The organism is Bradyrhizobium sp. 2TAF36 (assembly GCF_052114925.1).
GTDB lineage: Bacteria > Pseudomonadota > Alphaproteobacteria > Rhizobiales > Xanthobacteraceae > Bradyrhizobium > Bradyrhizobium barranii.
This window is the reverse complement of record NZ_JBFRFR010000212.1, coordinates 1-2164: the sequence shown is the minus strand read 5'-3', so window position 1 is coordinate 2164 and position 2164 is coordinate 1. Positions and strand designations below refer to the sequence as shown.

The following is a 2164-nucleotide window of genomic DNA, read 5'->3' as shown; positions in this document are numbered from 1 at the left end:
ATCGCGGACACGACACGCTTGCGAAGATCCAGAGAATAAGGCTTGCCCATCCATGCTGGCCTCCAACCCAGCCAGAATGGTGAATCAGAAACACACCGATTTGGGAATCCCAAATCGATTCAACCTAACCCCATCCCGCTTTAGAGAGACGCTGCGATCTCTCCCCGAGTCGTCCCCGCGAATGCGGGGAGGACCCATAACCCCAGGGAGTAGTTTGAGGCGAGACGGCAACTCCGTGTCTTCGCCAAACTCCACCCTGTGGTTATGGGTCCCGGGCTCGCGCTGCGCGCGCCCCGGGACGACGACGCGGATAGAGCGGGGCTAATTCACCCGTCGGTCCTTCCCTACCCAATACGGCTCCCTCAGCTGCCGCCGCAAGATCTTGCCTGACGGATTCCGCGGCAGCGCCGGCAAGAACTCCACGCTCTTCGGTGTCTTGAATCCAGCGATACGTTCGCGGGTGAAGTTGATGATGTCGGTGGCGGTCGCCTGCTTGCCGGGCTTCATCACCACGACGGCCTTCACGGCTTCGCCCCATTTGTCGTCGGGCACGCCGATCACGGCGGCCTCGGCGACGTCAGGATGATCGCACAGCGCGCTCTCGACCTCGGCCGGGTAGATGTTCTCGCCGCCGGAGATGATCATGTCCTTGATGCGGTCGTGGATGTAGAGATAGCCGTCCTCGTCCATGTAGCCGGCGTCGCCCGTGCGCAGCCAGCCATCGCCGCGCAGGGTCGAGGCGGTCGCCTCCGGTAAATTCCAATAGCCGGCCATGTTGGAGCCCGAGCGCGTCGCGATCTCGCCGACCTCGCGCGGCGGCAGCGGTTTGCCGTCCGCATCCAGAATCGCGATCTCGACGCCCGGCAGCGCCTTGCCGGCCGAGCGCATCCGCTCGAGGCCCTCGACGTGGTCCTCCGGCGGCAGCGCGACGATGGTGCCTGTCGTCTCGGTCATGCCGTACATCTGCACGAAGCCGCATTTGAAGATCTCGATGCATTCCTTCAGCAGCGCCGCCGGAATGGGCGAGGCGCCATACAGCATGTATTTCAGGCGCGAGAAATCGACCGTCTTCGCGCGCGGCTGCCGTACCACGAACTGCATCGCCGCCGGCACCATGAACAGCTTGGTGATGCCCGACTGCTCGAAGAAATCCAGCACCTTGGTCGGATCGAACTCGCGCGCGATCACGCCGCGGGCGCCGTGATAGAGTCCCATCACGCCCCAGCCGGAGCCGCCGATGTGGAAGATCGGCATCGCCACCAGCGACACGTCGTCGGTCGACCACCGGTTCCACTCCGGCTTGTCCTCGGCATTGCCTGTTTGTACGAGGTTGAGGAAGTTCGCATGCGACAGCATCGCGCCTTTCGGCTTGCCTGTCGTGCCCGACGTGTAGAGCTGGATCGCGATGTCCTTCGTGTCGATCGGCACCTTCGGGTCGTCGCCGCTTTGCGCATCGCGCCAGGCCGTAAAATCCTGCCATTCCGGCGCGCCGCCTTCAGTGGTGATGACGGTGCGCACGCCAGGCAGCTGGTCCTTGATCTGGCGGACCTGCGCGATGAACTCCGGCCCGACGAACAGCACCGGCGCCTTGCAATCCGCGACGATGAACGCGATCTCGGGCCCGGCAAGCCGCCAGTTCACCGGCGCCATCACCACACCGGCCTTCATCGCGCCCATCAGCAGCTCGAAATAGAGATCGCTGTTCTTGCCGAGATAGGCGATGCGGTCGCCGCGTCTGACACCCATCGCGATCAACGCGTTGGCGACCTTGTTGGTCTTGACGTCAAACCCGGCAAAGCTGGTGAGGCGGCCCTCGAACTCGTAGGCGGTCGCGTTGCCGCGGCTGGTCGCGCGCTCGCGCACCATGTCGGCGAGATTCGCCAATGGCTGTGTGGTGGACATGTCTCTCCCGTGGCGTCTTGTTTTTATGTCTGGGAGTGTGGCGTCATCCGCGGGTGAAGACAAGATGGGAGAGGCCCCGCTGTCGTCCCGGACAAGCGAAGCGCCGATCCGGCAACTGTTATGTCGGCTTGACGTTCAGGTAGGGCTTCCTGTCGCGCATCATGGCGTTGAGGACCGTCAGCAGCTTCCTGGCGACGGCAATGAGGGCGAGTTTGGCTGGTTTGCCGGCCTGTCGCAATCGTACGTTACGTAAAAGACCTTG

At 63.4% G+C, this 2164-nt stretch carries 1 protein-coding gene; it reads right to left on the bottom strand.

The window, feature by feature from the left end; genetic code table 11:
* Window positions 1-321 precede the first annotated feature (321 nt).
* On the bottom strand, window positions 322-1902 hold the full coding sequence (locus tag AB4Z51_RS44730) for a fatty acid--CoA ligase (RefSeq protein ID WP_085403927.1): 1581 nt from the start codon (window positions 1900-1902) through the stop codon (window positions 322-324).
* Between the last annotated feature and the right edge of the window lie 262 nt (window positions 1903-2164).

Coding starts and splice junctions, on each gene's coding strand:
- AB4Z51_RS44730 (WP_085403927.1), bottom strand. CDS start 1,902: ATGTCCACCACACAGCCATTGGCGAATCTCGCCGACATGGTGCGCGAG.